The organism is Cellulomonas sp. SG140 (assembly GCF_025770785.1).
Classification (GTDB): domain Bacteria; phylum Actinomycetota; class Actinomycetes; order Actinomycetales; family Cellulomonadaceae; genus Cellulomonas.
Window position 1 is genome coordinate 62,453 of the sequence record NZ_JANZLA010000011.1, and the last position, 16,452, is coordinate 78,904.

The 16,452-nt window shown below is 73.1% G+C and carries 17 protein-coding genes; 13 read left to right on the forward strand and 4 right to left on the reverse strand.

The features are described from left to right. Positions 1–20: 20 nt before the first annotated feature. Both N0B34_RS16825 and N0B34_RS16830 read left to right on the forward strand, forming a co-directional pair. Positions 21–188 (forward strand): hypothetical protein, encoded by a 168-nt coding sequence (locus tag N0B34_RS16825; protein ID WP_412175764.1) that lies wholly within the window; start codon positions 21–23, stop codon positions 186–188. Positions 189–261: 73 nt separating this feature from the next. Beyond that, positions 262–597, forward strand: coding sequence for a histone-like nucleoid-structuring protein Lsr2 (locus tag N0B34_RS16830; RefSeq protein ID WP_263732430.1), 336 nt, complete (start codon positions 262–264; stop codon positions 595–597). A 131-nt stretch (positions 598–728) separates the two neighbouring features. Here N0B34_RS16830 and xylB read toward each other — a convergent pair whose 3' ends face one another. Further along, positions 729–2,141: a xylulokinase gene (gene xylB, locus N0B34_RS16835; protein WP_263732431.1), complete on the reverse strand. Its 1,413-nt coding sequence runs from the start codon at positions 2,139–2,141 to the stop codon at positions 729–731. Continuing rightward, the gene (xylA, locus tag N0B34_RS16840; RefSeq protein WP_263732432.1) at positions 2,138–3,325 is read right to left on the reverse strand and encodes a xylose isomerase; all 1,188 of its coding nucleotides are present in this window, start codon (positions 3,323–3,325) and stop codon (positions 2,138–2,140) included. Before xylA ends, xylB begins: the two co-directional genes overlap by 4 nt. 80 nt (positions 3,326–3,405) lie before the next feature. Here xylA and N0B34_RS16845 point away from each other — a divergent pair, with 80 nt between their 5' ends. From N0B34_RS16845 to N0B34_RS16860, 4 genes are all read left to right on the forward strand, one after another. After that, entirely contained in the window at positions 3,406–4,701 is a 1,296-nt protein-coding gene (locus tag N0B34_RS16845) for an ROK family transcriptional regulator (protein ID WP_263732433.1), read from the forward strand. Beyond that, entirely contained in the window at positions 4,698–5,747 is a 1,050-nt protein-coding gene (locus tag N0B34_RS16850; RefSeq protein ID WP_263732434.1) for a lactonase family protein, read from the forward strand. The genes N0B34_RS16845 and N0B34_RS16850 overlap by 4 nt, the downstream gene beginning before the upstream one ends. Positions 5,748–5,862: 115 nt before the next feature. Beyond that, positions 5,863–7,194 (forward strand): glycosyltransferase, encoded by a 1,332-nt coding sequence (locus N0B34_RS16855; protein ID WP_412175765.1) that lies wholly within the window; start codon positions 5,863–5,865, stop codon positions 7,192–7,194. A 111-nt stretch (positions 7,195–7,305) separates the two neighbouring features. Continuing rightward, positions 7,306–8,046 carry a phosphoglyceromutase gene (locus N0B34_RS16860; protein WP_263732435.1) on the forward strand — a complete coding sequence of 247 codons (741 nt, stop codon included), beginning with the start codon at positions 7,306–7,308 and terminating at the stop codon, positions 8,044–8,046. Positions 8,047–8,146: 100 nt separating this feature from the next. On the opposite strand, the gene phoU is transcribed toward N0B34_RS16860, so the two are convergent. Then, a complete protein-coding gene (gene phoU, locus N0B34_RS16865; RefSeq protein ID WP_263732436.1) occupies positions 8,147–8,818 on the reverse strand; it encodes a phosphate signaling complex protein PhoU in 672 nt (223 codons plus the stop codon). Between the two features lie 147 nt (positions 8,819–8,965). Between phoU and N0B34_RS16870 the strand changes: the two genes are divergently transcribed. From N0B34_RS16870 to pstB, 6 genes are all read left to right on the forward strand, one after another. Further along, entirely contained in the window at positions 8,966–10,216 is a 1,251-nt protein-coding gene (locus tag N0B34_RS16870) for a sensor histidine kinase (RefSeq protein ID WP_263732437.1), read from the forward strand. Then, complete coding sequence (locus tag N0B34_RS16875; protein ID WP_263732438.1) at positions 10,213–10,938, forward strand: response regulator transcription factor; 726 nt, start codon at positions 10,213–10,215, stop codon at positions 10,936–10,938. The genes N0B34_RS16870 and N0B34_RS16875 overlap by 4 nt, the downstream gene beginning before the upstream one ends. Positions 10,939–11,102: 164 nt before the next feature. Beyond that, entirely contained in the window at positions 11,103–12,233 is a 1,131-nt protein-coding gene (pstS, locus tag N0B34_RS16880; RefSeq protein ID WP_263732439.1) for a phosphate ABC transporter substrate-binding protein PstS, read from the forward strand. A 219-nt stretch (positions 12,234–12,452) separates the two neighbouring features. Continuing rightward, positions 12,453–13,373, forward strand: a complete 921-nt coding sequence (pstC, locus tag N0B34_RS16885) for a phosphate ABC transporter permease subunit PstC (RefSeq protein ID WP_263732470.1) — start codon at positions 12,453–12,455, stop codon at positions 13,371–13,373. Next, on the forward strand, positions 13,373–14,335 hold the full coding sequence (gene pstA, locus N0B34_RS16890; protein WP_263732440.1) for a phosphate ABC transporter permease PstA: 963 nt from the start codon (positions 13,373–13,375) through the stop codon (positions 14,333–14,335). The genes pstC and pstA overlap by 1 nt, the downstream gene beginning before the upstream one ends. Before the next feature lie 43 nt (positions 14,336–14,378). Continuing rightward, entirely contained in the window at positions 14,379–15,158 is a 780-nt protein-coding gene (gene pstB / locus N0B34_RS16895; protein ID WP_263732441.1) for a phosphate ABC transporter ATP-binding protein PstB, read from the forward strand. A gap of 50 nt (positions 15,159–15,208) precedes the next feature. On the opposite strand, the gene N0B34_RS16900 is transcribed toward pstB, so the two are convergent. Continuing rightward, the gene (locus tag N0B34_RS16900) at positions 15,209–15,712 is read right to left on the reverse strand and encodes a hypothetical protein (protein WP_263732442.1); all 504 of its coding nucleotides are present in this window, start codon (positions 15,710–15,712) and stop codon (positions 15,209–15,211) included. A gap of 238 nt (positions 15,713–15,950) precedes the next feature. On the opposite strand from N0B34_RS16900, the gene N0B34_RS16905 reads away from it, so the two are divergent. Then, the gene (locus N0B34_RS16905; protein ID WP_122148867.1) at positions 15,951–16,433 is read left to right on the forward strand and encodes a CarD family transcriptional regulator; all 483 of its coding nucleotides are present in this window, start codon (positions 15,951–15,953) and stop codon (positions 16,431–16,433) included. The last annotated feature ends 19 nt before the right edge of the window (positions 16,434–16,452 follow it).

Here is a 16,452-nt window from a genome sequence, read left to right on the forward strand (position 1 = left end):
CTATGTCCGGGTGGGGTGGCGTGCTCGCCGCGGTGCTGCCGTCGATCGGCGTCGGCCTGATCTTCTGGTTCGGGCTGCGTGCCGTGATGAATGCAGACCGCAACGAACGCCGTGCGCAGGCGCAAATCGATGCGCAGCAGCGGCAGCAGTCTCGCGAAGAAAATGTGGACGGCCCGCCTACCGTTTGACGGACTTTTCACGGGGGTGTCATCCTGGGCGCGTCGGCGCACAATGCGCTGGCGGGACCCCCGGGAGCACGCAATGGCACAGAAGGTCCAGGTTCTCCTGGTCGACGACCTCGACGGCGGAACTGCTGACGAGACGGTCACGTTCGGTCTGGACGGCGTCTCGTACGAGATCGACCTCACGACGGAAAATGCCGCCAAGCTGCGCGACGCGCTCGCCCAGTGGACCGGTCACGCACGCAAGGTGAGCGGTCGCGGCGGTGCCGCGAAGACGTCGGCAGCGCCCCGCGGGCGCGCCTCGCGCGGCGACGCGCAGGCGATCCGCGACTGGGCGAAGGCGAACGGCCACCACGTCTCCGAGCGCGGCCGGATCTCGGCCGAGGTGCGCGCGGCGTACGAGGCCGCCCACTGACGCCTCGCACCCACGAGCGACGAAGGGGCCCGGTCACCTGATGGTGACCGGGCCCCTTCTCGTCGGCCGCTTCGTCGTGACCCCGCACCGGCTCGTGCCGCCGGCCGGGAACGGCCGAGCTTCCCCGACCCTCAGTGCACCCGCTCGAGGGTGAGCTCGCGGGCGGCGGCGTACCGCTCGCGCACGTGCGGCTGGGGGTCGCCGGTGAACCGCTCCGGCTCGCCACCGAGCTGCCATTCCGGGGGAGTGTCCCCGCCGGACAGCACCCAGGCGGCCTGGCGGGCCGCACCGTCGGCGACGTACTCGCCGGCCGGCGGCACCAGCACGTCGAGCCCCAGGACGCCGGGCGCGAGCCGGCGCACCGCCTCCGAACGGGCCCCGCCGCCCACCAGGAACGCCCGCTGCACGGGCACCCCGACGGCACGCAGCGCGTCGATGCCGTCGGCGAGCGAGCACAGCAGCCCCTCGACGGCGGCCCGGGCGATGTGCTCGCGGGTCGAGCTGGTCAGCGTCATCCCGTGCAGGGACGCCGTGGCGGTGGGCCGGTCGGGGGTGCGCTCACCCTCGAAGTACGGCACCAGCACCAGGCCGTCGGCACCGGAGGGTGCGGACAGCGCGAGCCGGGACAGCTCGTCGTAGTCCACGCCGAGCAGCCGGCACGCCCAGTCCAGGATGCGTGAGGCGTTCAGCGTGCACGCCAGCGGCAGGTACCGCCCCGTCGCGTCGGCGAAGCCGGTCACCAGGCCGGACCCGTCGGCGGTCGGGGAGTCGGCGACCGCGGCCACCACGCCCGACGTGCCGATGGACACCGACACGTCGCCCGGGCCGAGGCCCAGGGCCAGCGCCGCGGCGGCGTTGTCCCCGGCACCGGGGCCGAGCGGCACCCCTGCGGCCGTTCGACCCGCCACGTCGTGCGGACCGAGCACCCGCGGGAGTGCGGGGGCGCTGCCGAGCGCCCGCTCCAGCAGGTCCAGCCGGTACGCCTCGTCGAACGGCGACCAGTAGCCCGTGCCGGACACGTCGGACCGGTCGGTGGCCAGGCCCTCGAAGCCCAGGGCGTCGAACCCGCCGGCCAGCCGCCACGTCAGCCAGTCGTGCGGCAGCGCGACGGCCGCCACGCGGGCCGCGTTCGCCGGTTCGGCGTCCCGCAGCCAGCGCAGCTTGGTGACCGTCAGCGACGCGACCGGCACCGAGCCGATCGCCGACGCCCACGCCTGCGGACCGCCGAGCTCGTCGATCAGCTCGCGTGCCGCCGGTGCCGACCGCGTGTCGTTCCACAGCAGCGCGTCCCGGACCACCTCGCCGGAGGCGTCCAGGGCGACCATGCCGTGCTGCTGCCCGCCGACGGCCAGCGCCTCGACGTCGTCGAGCCCGCCCGCCTGGTCGATCGCGACCTGGAGGGCCGCCCACCACGCCTGCGGGTCCACCTCGGTGCCGTCGGGATGCGCCGCGCGACCGGAGCGCACCAGCGCTCCGGTCGCGGCGTCCCGCACGACGACCTTGCAGGACTGGGTCGACGAGTCGACCCCGGCGACGAGGTTCATCGCGCGCCGAGAGCGTGCTCGAGCGCGAGCTGGTTGAGCCGGACGAACCGGAAGCCGCGCGCCGCGACGGCGTCGACGTCCAGGTCCTCGAACGCGGACCGGTCGGCCAGCAGGTCGGCGATCGTCTCGCCCTCCGCCATGGTCGGCTGGGCCAGCTCGAACACGCCGGCCTCCTCGAGGGCGGCCTGCACCTCGGGGTCGGCACGGAACGCCTGCGCGCGCTCCTTGAGCAGCAGGTACGTCGCCATGTTCGCGGCGGCGGAGTCCCACACGCCCTGCATGTCCTCGGTGCGCGAGGGCTTGTAGTCGAAGTGGCGCGGGCCGGTGTACGTCGGGCCGCCGGACGGGAAGCCGTTCTCCAGCAGGTCGACGGTGCCGAAGGCCGAGAACAGCTCGCCGTGGCCGAACACCAGGTCCTGGTCGAACTTGATCGACTTCTGGCCGTTCAGGTCGATGTGGAACAGCTTGCCGGCCCACAGCGCCTGCGCCAGGCCGGTGGTGTAGTTCAGGCCCGCCATCTGCTCGTGGCCGGTCTCCGGGTTCAGGCCGACGATGTCGCCGTTCTCCAGCTTGGCGATGAAGGCCAGGGCGTGGCCGACGGTCGGCAGCAGGATGTCGCCGCGGGGCTCGTTCGGCTTCGGCTCCAGCGCGATGCGGAGCTTGTAGCCCTTCTCCTTGATGTACGCGGCGACGGTGTCGATGCCCTCGGCGTAGCGCTCGTGGGCGGCGTACAGGTCCTTGGCCGAGTCGTACTCGGCGCCCTCGCGGCCGCCCCACATGACGAACGTGTCGGCGTCGAGCGAGGCCGCCAGGTCGACGTTGCGGAGGATCTTGCGCAGGCCGTAGCGGCGCACGCGGCGGTCGTTCGAGGTGAACGCGCCGTCCTTGAAGATCGGGTGGCTGAAGGTGTTGGTGGTCACCATCTCCACGGTGATCCCGGTCTCGGCCAGCGCACCGCGGAAGCGGTCCAGGATCTTCTCGCGGTCGGCGTCCGAGGAGCCGAAGGGCACCACGTCGTCGTCGTGGAAGGTCACGTGCGCGGCGCCGAGCTCGGCGAGCTTGTGCACCGACTCGACCGGGTCGAGCCACGGGCGGGTGGCGCTGCCGAACTGGTCCTGCGCGGCCCAGCCGACGGTCCACAGACCGAAGGAGAAGTGGTCGTCACGGGTGGGGGTACGCGTCATGGGGAGTGCTCCTCGTCGAGTTGCCGGGCGTATTAGTTCCCGCCATGAATTTATCGAGGCCGGGCGGTAGGGTCAAGCCCGTGCCGGCAGCCGACCCGTGGGCCTCGCAGTCCCGCGGCGCCCGTTCGGGCGTCGCCCGCCAGGAGCACCTGCGCGAGCACAACCTGTCCGTGGCGCTCGCTCACGTGCTGGACGCGCGTGAGCCCCCGTCCCGCGCCGAGCTGGCCGCGGTCACCGGGCTGGCCCGCCCCAGCGTCACCTCGCTGGTGGAGCAGCTGATCCGCGGCGGCATGGTGCGCGAGCTGATGCCGCGCCCGGCCCAGCGCGCCGGGCGGCCGGCCGTGCCGCTCGCCCCGGCACGGGGCACCTTCGCCGGCATCGGCATGGAGGTGAACGTCGACTACCTCGGCCTGCGGGCGGTGGACCTCGCCGGCACCGTGCTCGCCGAGCGGGTCGAGGCGGGGGACCAGCGGACGCGGTCGCCGGAGCAGACGCTCGACCGGCTCGCCGAGCTGGTCGCGGGCGTGCTCGCCCGGCTCGCCGGCCAGGGCGTGCGGGTGGTCGGCACCTCGCTCGCGCTGCCGGGCCTGGTGGACGCCGGCACCGGGCCGCTGCGGGTCGCGCCGAACCTCGGCTGGCGCGACGTGGACGTGGTGGGCCGGCTGGTTCGGCACCCGGCCCTGGCGGACCTGCCGCCAGAGCTGGCGAACGAGGCGAAGCTCGCCGCGCTGGCGGAGGCGCGGGTGCGCCGCGGCACCCCGCAGCCGAGCTTCGTGTACGTGTCCGGCGAGGTCGGCATCGGTGGTGCCGTGGTGCTGGGCGGTGAGCTGTTCCGGGGCCAGCACGGCTGGAGCGGCGAGATCGGGCACGTCGTCGTCGACCCGTGCATGCCGGGGGGCCCGCGGCTGGGCACCCTCGAGGCGCGTGCCGGGCAAGAGGCGATGCTGCGGGTGGCCGGGCTGCCGGACGGTGCGCCGGTGCACCGGCTGGTCGCGGCCTGCGCCGCCGGGGACGCCCGGGCCCTGGCGGCGGTCGCCGGCGCGGGACGGGCGCTCGGCATCGCCCTGTCGGGCGTGGTCCACGTGGTGGACGTCGACCAGGTGGTGCTCGGCGGCACCTTCGGCCAGCTGTACGGCTACGTGCGTGACGAGGTGTCCCGGGCGCTCGACGAGCTGGTGATCACGGCGCCGTGGTCGCCCGTGACGGTGGGTGCCGCGCGGGCCGGGGAGTTCCCCGCGATGAGCGGTGGGGCGCTGGCGGCGCTCCGTCGACTGGTGCAGCAGCCGTCGGCGTGGCTGGATCGGAGCACGACCACCACGACGACGACCACCACGACGGCGGGGACCGCGGCCACCGCGGCGGGAGGACCGGCATGACGATGCTCTGGATCGGTACGTACCCCAGTGCGGGCTTCGGCACGCCGACGGGCCGCGGCGAGGGGGTGTGGCGCGTCGAGCTGGACGCGCTCGACGGGATGCTCGGCATCCCGCAGCAGGTGGTGGTCACGCCGGCACCGTCGTTCGTCGCGACCCACCCCGACGGTCGGACTGTGTACGCCGTCGACGAGAGCTCGCCGGGCGCCGTCAGCTGCTTCGCCGTGCGGGACGGCGCGCTGGTGACCACCGCGACGGTGCCGTCCGGCGGGTCGGCTCCGTGCCACCTGCTGCTGGACGCCGAGGCCGGCCTGCTCTACGTCGCCAACTACGCCGACGGCGTGCTCGGGGTGCTGCGCCTGGCGGCCGACGGCACGCTCGCCGACGACGAGCCCGCCCAACGGCTGCCGGGCGACGGCCACGGCCCGCGCGCCGACCGGCAGGAGGGCCCGCACGCCCACTACGTCGTCATGACCCCGTCCGGCGCCCACGTCCTGGTGATGGACCTGGGTGCCGACCAGGTGCGCCGCTACGCACGGGACGTCGCCGGTCGCCGGCTGGTCCCGGCCGGCGTCGCCGCCACGCTGCCGCCCGGCACCGGTCCCCGGCACCTCGCCTTCAGCCCCGACGGCCGGTTCGCCTACGTCACCGGCGAGCTGGACGCGTCGGTGCACGTGCTCGCGTGGGACGGCGCGACCGACACCGGCACGTCGGTGCAGGTGCTGCCGGCCACCGCGGCGCCCGCCCGCCCGGACGCCGAGGTGAAGCCGGCGCACGTGCTGATCGACGGCGACGAGGTGGTGGTCGGCGTGCGCGGCACGGAGGTGCTGTCCCGGTTCACCCGCCATGCCGACGGGCTGCTGACGCACCGCGCCGACGACGCGCTGCCGGGCCGCACCCCGCGGGACCACGAGGTGGTGGCCGGCTGGACGATCGTCGCCGAGCAGGACTCCAGCGCGCTGACCGTGCTGGACGGTGACGGCGGCGTGGTGTGCACGCGCTCGCTGCCGGTGCCGGCCTGCGTGGTCCCCGTCGTCGACCTGCGGTGACTCGACGCGCCGTGAGTCGACCCGCCGTGGGTCGACGCGCCGTGACGGGACGGGAGCCTGCCGGCTCCGCCGACGCACGCCCGCGCACGCCTGCGCCGAAGGTGAGAATGACCCGGTGAGCACCGAGCACGCACCGCGCGTCGCCATGCTCTCGGTGCACACCTCGCCCCTGGACCAGCCGGGCACGGGCGACGCCGGCGGGATGAACGTCTACGTGCTCGAGCTCTCCCGGGCGCTGGCCGCCCGCGGTGCCCGCGTGGAGATCTTCACGCGCGCCACGTCCTCCGAGCTGCCGGAGACGGTGGTGCTGGGCGGTACCGACGCCGCCGGAGAGCCCCTTTCCCGCGCCGACCGGCGCGCGGTGCTGCTGGCGGACGACGTGCCGGCCGGCGTGACGCCGCCCGTGCTGGTGCACCACGTCCCGGCCGGACCGTTCGAGCGGCTGGACAAGCGGGACCTGCCGGGGATGCTGTGCGGCATGACCGCCGGAGTGCTGCGGTCGGAGGCGGCCCGCCGTCCGGGCTGGTACCAGGTGGTGCACTCCCACTACTGGCTGTCCGGGCAGGTGGGCGCCGTCGCTGCCGCGCGCTGGGAGGTGCCGCTGGTGCACACCGCCCACACGCTGGCCCGCGTGAAGAACGCGGCGCTCGCGCCCGGTGACGACGCGGAGCCGGTGGTGCGCGTGGTCGGGGAGGAGCAGGTGGTCGAGGCGGCGGACGCCCTGGTGGCGAGCACGCCGGCGGAGGCGCGCCAGCTCGTCGAGCTCTACGGTGCCGACCCCGCTCGCGTGCACGTCGTCGAGCCGGGGGTGGACCTCGACCGGTTCCGGCCGGCCGACGCCGCCACGCGTGCGGCCGCCCGTGCGCGACTCGGCCTGCCCGCCGACCGCCGGGTGGTGCTGTTCGCTGGCCGGGTGCAGCCGCTCAAGGCCCCGGACGTGCTGGTGCGGGCGCTCGGCGTGCTGCGCGCGACGGGCCGTCCGGTGCCGCTGCTGGTGGTGCTCGGCGGGCCGAGCGGCCGGTCCACCGCGGTTCGCGAGCTGGTGGCGCTCGCGGCGGCCCTCGGCGTGGGCGACGACCTGCTGGTGCACCCGCCCGCGGCACGGGAGGACCTGGTCGGCTGGTACCACGCGGCGGACCTGGTGGCGATGCCGTCCCGCTCGGAGTCGTTCGGACTCGTGGCCGCGGAGGCGCAGGCGTCCGGCGTCCCGGTGGTCGCCGCCTCCGTGGGCGGGCTGCGCAGCATCGTGGACGACGGGCGCTCGGGCCGGCTGGTCCGCGGGCACGACCCGGCGGTGTGGGCGGACGTGCTGGGGCAGGCGCTGGACGACGACGGCACGTTGGCGGCCTGGGGCGAGGCGGCCCGGCCGAGCGCCGAGCGGTTCGGCTGGGACGCCGCAGCCGACCAGGTGCTCAAGGTCTACGCGGTGGCGGCCGAGGCCCGCTGACCCGGTCCCGGCCGAGGTCTCCGCGGAGGTCTCCGCAGAGGTGTCCGCAGCGGTGTCCGCGGGGGACCCCAGTCCTGCCGGGTGCCGCCCGCCTGCGGCAGGATGGACGCCATGACCTACACCCTCGTGCTGCTCCGCCACGGCGAGAGCGAATGGAACGCGAAGAACCTGTTCACCGGCTGGGTCGACGTCGCGCTGTCCGAGAAGGGCGTGCAGGAGGCCAAGCGCGGCGGGGAGCTGCTCAAGGCCGAGGGCGTGCTGCCGGACGTGGTGCACACCTCGCTGCTGCGCCGCGCGATCACCACCGCGAACTACGCCCTGGACGTGGCGGACCGCCTGTGGATCCCGGTCAAGCGCAGCTGGCGCCTGAACGAGCGGCACTACGGCGCCCTGCAGGGCAAGGACAAGAAGCAGATCCGCGACGAGTACGGCGAGGAGCAGTTCATGCTCTGGCGTCGCTCGTACGACGTGCCGCCGCCGGACATCGAGCTCGGCTCGGAGTTCTCGCAGGACGCGGACCCGCGCTACGCCGGCGAGCCGATCCCGCGCGCCGAGGCCCTGGCCAACGTGCTGACGCGGGCGCTGCCGTACTGGACCAGCGACATCGTCCCCGACCTGCAGGCCGGCAAGACGGTGCTCGTCGCGGCCCACGGCAACTCGATCCGCGCGCTGGTCAAGCACCTGGACGACGTGGACGCCGACACGATCGCCGGCATCAACATCCCCACCGGCATCCCGCTGGTGTACGAGCTGGACGAGGAGACGCTGAAGCCGACCGTCCGCGGTGGCAAGTACCTCGACCCGGACGCCGCCGCGGAGGCGATCAAGGCCGTGGCGAACCAGGGTCGCTGACCCGTCCCGCAGCACAGACGAGGGCCCCGCTCCGAGCACGGAGCGGGGCCCTCGTCGTTCGTCGTGCGACCGGCCGCAGGGGCGGCCCGGGTGCGGAGCGTCAGTGCGCGCGCAGGCTGGTCGGCTCACCCTTGGTCAGGTCGCCGGTCACGAGGTACACCACGCGCTGCGCGATGCTCACGCCGTGGTCGCCGAACCGCTCGTAGTACCGGCCGAGCAGCGTCACGTCGATCGTCTGCTGCGGGGTGGCGGACCACTCGCCGCCGAGCATCGCGGTGAACGTGTCGGCGTGCAGGGCGTCGAGCAGGTCGTCGTCGGACTCGATCGACTCGGCCACCGCCAGGTCACGGGTCTCGAGCAGCGTCGTCATCCGACGCGCCACCCGCACCGCGGCCTCGTGCATCTCGGCGAACGTGCCGGACAGCGACTGCGGCACGGCCTGCCGGGGGTACCGGCCGCGCGCCACCTGGGCGACGTGCCGCGCCAGGTCGCCCATCCGCTCGAGCGTCGCGCTCATCCGCAGCGCCGAGACGACGATGCGCAGGTCGGTCGCGACGGGCTGCTGCTGGGCGAGCAGGTGGATGCACCGCTCGTCGAGGTGACGCTCGAGCTCGTCGATCGCGAGGTCGTCCACGATCACCTGCTCGGCCAGCCCCAGGTCGGCCGTCGCCAGGGCGATGCCCGCCGACGTGATGGCCTGCTCGACCTTGCGGCTCATGGCCTGCAGGTCGTCACCGAGCGCCTTGAGCTCGGCGTCGAAGATCTCGCGCATGAACGTCCTCTCCCGCTTGTGCGGGTGCCAGGGTGCCAGGTCCAGGTGAACGGAAGGGCCCCCCCAGGTGAACACTGGGCACTGTGCCACGGCACGGGCCCGTCCGGTGGGACCTGGCCGTGGCGTCGGCCCCTAGGGTGTGGCGCTGTGGACACCGAGCTCGCCTGGTTCGTCGGAGGCCTCGTCGGGCTGCTCGTCGGAGTCGGTGCGACGCTCGCGTTCCGATTGAGCGAGCGTGCCCAGCGTCACGTCCCCCCGCAACCCGAGCCCGAGCTGGACGAAGGCCTGGTCCGCGCGCTCGCGGTGCTCCGGTCGTCGGCGATCGTGCTGGACGACGCGGACCGGGTGGTGCGGGCGAGCCCGCCGGCGCACGCCCTCGGCCTGGTGCGGGACGGCCGCCTGGCGCACGCGGCGGTCCGGGACATGGTGGCGGAGGTCCGCCGCGACGGCGTGATCCGGGACGCGGAGCTGGACCTGCCGCGCGGCCCGGTCGGCTCGGGCACGCTCCTGCTCGAGGTGCGGGTCGCCCAGGTGATGCCGCACCTGCTGCTGGTGCTCGCGGAGGACCTGACGCAGGCTCGCCGGCTCGAGGCGATGCGGCGGGACTTCGTGGTGAACATCTCGCACGAGCTCAAGACGCCGGTCGGCGCCCTGTCGCTGCTCGCCGAGACGGTGCAGGACGCCGCCGACGACCCGGCCGCCGTCCGCCGGTTCGCGGCCCGGATGCAGTCCGAGGCGCAGCGGCTGGCCCTGCTGGTGCAGGAGATCATCGAGCTGTCCCGCCTGCAGGTCACCGATGCGCTGCAGGACATGGAGCTGGTCGACGTCGACAGCGTCCTGGCCGAGGCGGCGGACCGCGCCCGCACCACGGCCAGCGGCAAGCGGATCGTCATCGACGTCGGCGGGCAGACCGGCGCACGGGTGTTCGGCGACCGGAACCTCCTGGTCACGGCCGTGCGCAACCTGCTCGACAACGCCGTGGCGTACTCGCCGGACGCCACCCGCGTCGGCGTCGGCGTCTCCACCACGGCCGACCTGGTGCAGATCGCCGTGGTCGACCAGGGCGTCGGCATCCCGCCCACCGAGCAGGACCGGATCTTCGAGCGCTTCTACCGGGTGGACCCGGCGCGGTCGCGGAACACCGGGGGGACCGGGCTCGGCCTGTCGATCGTCAAGCACGTGGCCGCCGACCACGGCGGCGACGTCACCGTGTGGTCGCAGCCCGGCCGCGGCTCGACGTTCACGCTGCGCCTGCCGCGGGCGGAGGAGCCCAGCGGCACGCCCACCAGCAGCACGCCGACCAGCAGCACGCCCACCAGCAGCACGCCCACCAGCAGCACCGCCGAGCCGGCGTCGTCCGCCGGCCGTCCCACGTCCGCCCCCGGGAGCGCCCAGTGACCCGCATCCTGCTCGTCGAGGACGAGGAGTCCTACCGCGAGCCCCTCGAGTACCTGCTACGCCGCGAGGGGTACGACGTGGTCACGGCGGCCACCGGCCCCGACGCGCTGGACAGGTTCGCGGAGACGGGTGCGGACCTGGTGCTGCTCGACCTGATGCTGCCCGGCCTGCCGGGCACGGAGGTGTGCCGGCGGCTGCGCGCGGTCAGCGACGTCCCGGTGATCATGCTGACCGCCAAGGACGGCGAGATCGACAAGGTGGTCGGCCTCGAGCTCGGCGCTGACGACTACGTCACCAAGCCGTACTCGTCGCGCGAGCTGCTGGCGCGCGTCCGCGCGGTGCTGCGACGCCGCGAGGCGGCGGTGGCCTCCGCGGCACCGGCCGCGCCGGACGACGACCTGCCCGACGAGGACGAGACCCGGCTGGTGCTGGGCCCGGTCGAGATGGACGTCGACCGGCACGTGGTGAAGGTGCACGACCAGCCGGTCGCCTTCCCGCTGAAGGAGTTCGAGCTGCTCGAGCTGCTGCTGCGCAACCCTGGGCGGGTGCTGACCCGCGGCCAGCTGATCGACCGGATCTGGGGCGCGGACTACGTCGGGGACACCAAGACGCTCGACGTGCACGTCAAGCGGGTGCGGGCGAAGATCGAGGACGACCCGTCCACCCCGCGCCTGCTGACGACCGTGCGCGGTCTGGGCTACAAGCTCTCCGCCGACGAGTAGCCCCGCTGCGGGGGCTGCGCCGCCGGACTCGGACGCGCGACCAGATCGTCGTCCATCGTTCACCCGGGGTTCACCTTCCGCCGGGGAAGCGGTCACCTCGGGTCCCTAACGTCTGCCCTCGACAGCGCCGCGCACGGCGCTACGACGAGACGATGGGGAACATAGTGAAGCGAACGCACGCAGTGGGCGCCGCCGTGCTGGCTGGGCTCACCGCCCTGGCGCTGGCCGCTTGTGGCTCGGACAACAACAACGCCACGGCCGGCAGCGGCTCGTCGGCGACGTCGGGCTCGGGCGCCACGAGCGCCGGACCGGCCATCTCGGGCACGTTCTCCGGCGCCGGCTCCTCCGCGCAGCAGCAGGCGATGCAGGCCTGGATCGCCGCCATGCAGCAGAAGAACTCCGGGCTGACCGTCAACTACGACCCGGCCGGGTCGGGTGCGGGCCGCCAGCAGTTCCTCGCCGGTGGCGTGGCCTGGGCGGGCTCGGACGCGGCGATGAGCACCGACGAGCTGACGCAGTCGCAGAAGGTCTGCGGCACCGACGGCGCCTGGGACATCCCGGTGTACATCTCGCCGATCGCGGTGGCCTTCAACCTCAAGGGCGTCACCTCGCTGAACCTCGCACCGGACACGATCGCCAAGATCTTCACCGGCGCCATCACCACGTGGAACGACCCGGCGATCGCCGCGGACAACCCGGGCGTGACGCTGCCGTCGACCAAGATCACCACCGTGCACCGCTCGGACAAGTCGGGCACGACGAACAACTTCACCGACTACCTGAACAAGGCCGCCGGTGACGTGTGGACCAACGCCAAGAACGACGCCTGGCCGCTGAACGGTGGCGACTCGGCGCAGGGCACCTCGGGTGTCGCGGGCGTCCTGACGAGCACCGACGGTGCGATCGCGTACATCGACGAGTCCGGCGTCCCGCAGGGCGTCGGGGTTGCGGCGCTCAAGGTCGGCTCCGCCTGGAACAAGCCGTCGGCCGACGGTGCAGCCGCCGTGGTGAACGCCTCGCCGCTGGCCACGGGCCGCCCGGCGAACGACATCGTGGTGAGCATCGACCGCAAGGCCTCGGCTGCCGGCGACTACCCGCTGCTGATGGTCTCCTACGGCATCGCGTGCTCCAGCTACAGCGACGCCGCCAAGGGCACCTTCGTCAAGTCGTTCCTCGGCTACGTGGTCTCGGACGCGGGTCAGAAGGCCGGCGCCCAGGCTGCCGGCTCGGCACCGATGACCGGTGCGCTCGCCCAGAAGGCAGCGGCCTCCGTCGCGGCCATCAAGGTCGGCTGACCGGCCCTGCCGGCATGACGCACACCTGCCGGTGGCAGGGTCGCCCCCGAGGCTGCCCCTGCCACCGGCAGTAGCGTTCGGCGAAGTTCCCGTTGACCATCAAGCGATGAGAAGGTCCCTGTGGTGAGCGCACCCACGCTCGATGCATCGAAGGCCCCGCGGGGCGGTGACGGCACCGGTCAGCGGACGTCCCGCTCGACGCGCGTCCCGGAACGCGGCATGTCGCGCGTGTTCCGCTGGGCCGCCACGGCGGCCGGTGTGCTGCTGCTGCTGGTGCTGGCCGCGGTGGCCGTCTTCCTGCTGATGCGCGGCTGGGCCGCGTTCACGGCCTCCCCCGAGACGCTGCAGACCGAGGGCAACCTGCCGCCCGGCGCGCACAACCTGGCCGAGTACATCGGCCCGCTGATCTTCGGCACGCTGATCGCCGCGGCGCTGGCTCTGGTGCTGGCCACGCCCGTCGCCGTGGGCATCGCCCTGTTCGTGTCCCACTACGCACCCCGGCGCGTCGCCGGTGCCGTCGGGTTCGTGATCGACCTGCTCGCGGCGATCCCGTCCGTGGTCTTCGGCCTGTGGGGCGCCCAGATCCTCGCGCCGCGCATCGCCCCCCTGTGGCAGTGGGTGGCCGACGTGCTCAGCGCGATCCCGGGGGTGACGGTGCGGGCGACGGCCACCGGTCGCTCGATGGCCACCACCGCCCTGGTGCTGGCGATCATGATCCTGCCGATCATCACGGCCGTGTCCCGCGAGGTGTTCAAGCAGACGCCGCACCTGCACCAGGAGGCGGCGCTCGCCCTCGGCGCGACGCGCTGGGAGGTGATCCGCATGGCCGTGCTGCCGTTCGGGCGCTCCGGCGTCGTGTCCGCCGCGATGCTCGGCCTGGGCCGCGCGCTCGGCGAGACGATGGCGGTCCTGATGGTGCTGTCCACCTCGAGCGGCGCCGGGTACTCGTTCCAGATCTTCGACTCCGGCGTGCTCCAGACGATCGCGGCGAACATCGCCGCGAAGTTCCCCGACTCGAGCGGCCTGGCGGTCAACACGCTGATCGCGACCGGCCTGGCGCTGTTCGTCATCACCATGGCGGTCAACATGCTGGCGCGCTGGATCGTCTCGCGCCGCAACGAGTTCTCCGGAGCCAACTGATGAGCGCCACCAGCCCGTCGGCCACCGCCTCGACGACGCCCGACAACGCGCTCCGCGAGCTGCTCACGTCGGTCGACCGCGGGCGGCAGCGCAAGAACCGGATCATGACCGGCCTCGTCTGGGCCGCCTTCGTCCTGGCGGCCACGCCGCTGGTCTCGCTGCTGTGGACCGTGCTGAGCCACGGCCTGACGAAGTTCACGCCGTACTTCCTGCTGCACTCGATGCGCAACGTGTCCGGCGGGATGGACGCCGGCGGTGCGTACCACGCGATCGCCGGCACCCTGCTGATCACGCTCGGCACCACGGTGATCTCGGTGCCGATCGGCCTGCTCGCGGCGATCTACCTGGTCGAGTACGGCAAGGGACCGCTCGCCCGGGCGGTCACCTTCTTCGTCGACGTGATGACGGGCATCCCGTCGATCGTCGCCGGTCTGTTCGCGTTCGCGGTGTTCGCCATCTTCTTCGGTCCCGGCGTCCGCCTGGGCGTGATGGGGTCGGTCGCGCTCGCCCTGCTGATGATCCCCGTGGTGGTCCGCTCGTCGGAGGAGATGCTCCGGCTGGTGCCGAACGAGCTGCGCGAGGCGGCCTACGCGCTGGGCGTCCCGAAGTGGCTGACCATCGTCAAGGTGGTGCTGCGGACGTCCGTCGCGGGCCTGACCACCAGCGTGCTGCTCGCCGTCGCGCGGGTGATCGGCGAGACCGCACCGCTGCTGATCGCGGTGGGCACCACGGCGTCGATCAACTTCAACCTGTTCGCCGGCCGCATGATGACGCTGCCGGTGTTCATCTACGACCAGTACCACCAGGGCCCGGCACGGTGTGCCCGGAACGCCACCAACTGCCTCGTGTCGATCAACCTCGACCGGGCCTGGGCCGCGGCGTTGACCCTCCTCCTCATCGTCGTCATCCTCAACCTCGTGGGTCGCCTCGTGACCTGGCTGTTCGCGCCGAAGCTGCGCTGAGCACCACGAGACCCCGTCGCAGAGAGCAGAGAGCGAGACCCGCATGGCACAGCGCATCGACGTGAAGGACCTGAACATCTACTACGGGTCCTTCCTCGCCGTCTCGGACGTCAGCATGTCGATCGAACCCCGCAGCGTCACCGCGCTCATCGGTCCGTCCGGCTGCGGCAAGTCGACGTTCCTGCGCTCGCTGAACCGCATGCACGAGGTGATCCCCGGCGCGCGCGTCGAGGGCACCGTCGCGATGGACGGCATCGACCTGTACGGCCCCGCGGTCGACCCGGTGGCGGTGCGCCGTCAGGTCGGCATGGTGTTCCAGCGGCCCAACCCGTTCCCGACGATGTCCATCGCGGAGAACGTCCTGGCGGGCGTGCGGCTGAACAACAAGAAGATCTCCAAGTCCGACGCCGCCGACCTGGTGGAGCGCTCGCTGGTGGGCGCCAACCTGTGGAAGGAGGTCAAGGACCGCCTCGACCGGCCGGGTTCGTCCCTGTCCGGCGGTCAGCAGCAGCGCCTGTGCATCGCGCGCGCGATCGCCGTCACCCCGCAGGTGCTGCTGATGGACGAGCCCGCCTCGGCGCTCGACCCGATCTCTACCCTCGCCATCGAGGACCTGATCTCCGAGCTCAAGGCGAGCTACACGATCGTCATCGTCACGCACAACATGCAGCAGGCCGCGCGCGTCTCCGACCGCACCGGCTTCTTCAACATCGAGGGCGCCGGCAAGCCGGGGCGGCTGGTGGAGATCGACGACACCGCGACGATCTTCTCCACCCCGCGGCAGCAGCAGACCGAGGACTACATCTCCGGCCGCTTCGGCTGACCGGGCCGGTCGGGTCGTCGGTCGGGTCGTCGGTCGGGTCGTCGGTCGGGTCAGGAGGAAGCCGACGGCGACGGCAGCACCGACGTGTACTGCGGCAGGGCGGCGTCCACCACGGGCACCTGCACGGCGGCCGAGCCGGCGGACGGCACCTTCAGGGTGACCGTGGTCAGCGCACCGGGCTCGGCGTCGAGCGCGTGGATCGGCATCGTGCGGCCGGTGTCCGACCCGGTGCCGATCAGCACCGACCCGTGCCCGGGCACCGTGAACGTCGACGTCTCGCCGGACACGGCCACGCTGACGGTCAGCGCGTCCGCACCGGTGTTCACCAGCCCGCCGGACAGCGCCGCGACGCGGCCCTTCGCCGTGCCGGCGACCAGCAGGTTCGTCGTCTCGAGCGGGCCGAGCGTCGCACGCACGCCGTCGGCCGGCGAGTACGGGCGCTGCGTCTGGATCGGGTTGGTCGCCGAGCAGCCGGCGAGCCCCCCGACGAGCGGCAGCGCCACCGCGAGCACCGCGACGGCGATCCTGCGGCGGGGGCGGCGGGTGCTGGTCACGGCTCCTCCTGTGCACGGCCTGCGGCCGCAGCGCGGCCCGGTGCCCCCGGTACGGCCCCGACATGTGGGGAGGACCTTGGTCCTGGGCGTGCCCAGCCTAGCGGGCTGCCCCCCGGCGTGCCGCCGCGGGACCGGGCTCCGGACGTGCCTGCTGACCTGCGACGACGGCAGGAACCGCACCATTTGGCCGGAAATACGGCGTGATAGGATAGGCCACTGCGAAAGGGGACACCTGCAGATGACTTTCACTGTTGGGGAGACCGTTGTCTACCCGCACCACGGTGCAGCGTTGATCGAAGAGATCAAGACCCGGACCATCCGTGGAGAGGACAAGATCTACCTCAAGCTCAAGGTCGCGCAGGGTGATCTGACCATCGAGGTGCCGGCGGAGAACGTCGACCTGGTCGGCGTGCGCGACGTGGTGGGCCAGGAAGGTCTGGAGCGCGTCTTCGACGTGCTGCGCGCCCCCTACACCGAGGAGCCGACCAACTGGTCGCGCCGCTACAAGGCCAACCTCGAGAAGCTGGCGTCGGGCGACGTCATCAAGGTCGCCGAGGTGGTGCGCGACCTGTCGCGCCGCGACGCCGACCGCGGCCTCTCGGCCGGCGAGAAGCGGATGCTGGCGAAGGCCCGTCAGATCCTCGTCTCGGAGCTCGCGCTGGCGGAGCACACCGAGGAGGAGAAGGCCGAGGCCATCCTCGACGAGGTGCTGGCCTCCTGAGCCGCCTCGCGCCACCGAC

What these genes read in the sequence shown, in the direction of transcription:
- N0B34_RS16830 (WP_263732430.1), top strand. Translation starts at nt 262, where the DNA reads ATGGCACAGAAGGTCCAGGTTCTCCTGGTCGACGACCTCGACGGCGGA.
- pstC (WP_263732470.1), top strand. Translation starts at nt 12,453, where the DNA reads ATGTCGCGCGTGTTCCGCTGGGCCGCCACGGCGGCCGGTGTGCTGCTG.
- xylB (WP_263732431.1), bottom strand. Translation starts at nt 2,141, where the DNA reads ATGAACCTCGTCGCCGGGGTCGACTCGTCGACCCAGTCCTGCAAGGTC.
- xylA (WP_263732432.1), bottom strand. Translation starts at nt 3,325, where the DNA reads ATGACGCGTACCCCCACCCGTGACGACCACTTCTCCTTCGGTCTGTGG.
- pstA (WP_263732440.1), top strand. Translation starts at nt 13,373, where the DNA reads ATGAGCGCCACCAGCCCGTCGGCCACCGCCTCGACGACGCCCGACAAC.
- pstB (WP_263732441.1), top strand. Translation starts at nt 14,379, where the DNA reads ATGGCACAGCGCATCGACGTGAAGGACCTGAACATCTACTACGGGTCC.
- N0B34_RS16905 (WP_122148867.1), top strand. Translation starts at nt 15,951, where the DNA reads ATGACTTTCACTGTTGGGGAGACCGTTGTCTACCCGCACCACGGTGCA.
- N0B34_RS16850 (WP_263732434.1), top strand. Translation starts at nt 4,698, where the DNA reads ATGACGATGCTCTGGATCGGTACGTACCCCAGTGCGGGCTTCGGCACG.
- N0B34_RS16860 (WP_263732435.1), top strand. Translation starts at nt 7,306, where the DNA reads ATGACCTACACCCTCGTGCTGCTCCGCCACGGCGAGAGCGAATGGAAC.
- phoU (WP_263732436.1), bottom strand. Translation starts at nt 8,818, where the DNA reads ATGCGCGAGATCTTCGACGCCGAGCTCAAGGCGCTCGGTGACGACCTG.